Below are 300 nucleotides of genomic sequence, written 5' to 3' on the forward strand. Positions count from 1 at the left end.
GAGCCGGGGCAGTGGGCCATTGGCCGCAAGTGCGTATCCCGCAATGAAGAATTCTTATGCGGTCACTTCCCGGGCCAGCCGGTCATGCCGGGTGTGCTGATCCTGGAAGCACTTGCCCAAACCGGAGCTGTTGCGGCGCTGAGCCTCCCCGAAAACAAACGCAAACTGGCCCTCTTCGGCGGCATCAAAAATGCCCGCTTCCGCAAACAGGTCACCCACGGAGATGTTCTCACGCTCCATTGTGAGCTGGTGGAACAGCGCGGCCCTGTGGGCATCGGGAAAGCGTCTGCTTATGTGGAT

General features: G+C 60.3%; 1 pseudogene. It reads left to right on the top strand.

Annotated features, from left to right (window positions below):
* A pseudogene (locus tag P0G09_RS18925) lies at positions 1-300 on the top strand (3-hydroxyacyl-[acyl-carrier-protein] dehydratase FabZ); the annotation flags it as partial.

Source organism: Faecalibacterium sp. DFI.5.82 (assembly GCF_029076575.1).
In the GTDB taxonomy this organism is placed as follows: Bacteria; Bacillota; Clostridia; order Oscillospirales; family Ruminococcaceae; genus Faecalibacterium; species Faecalibacterium duncaniae.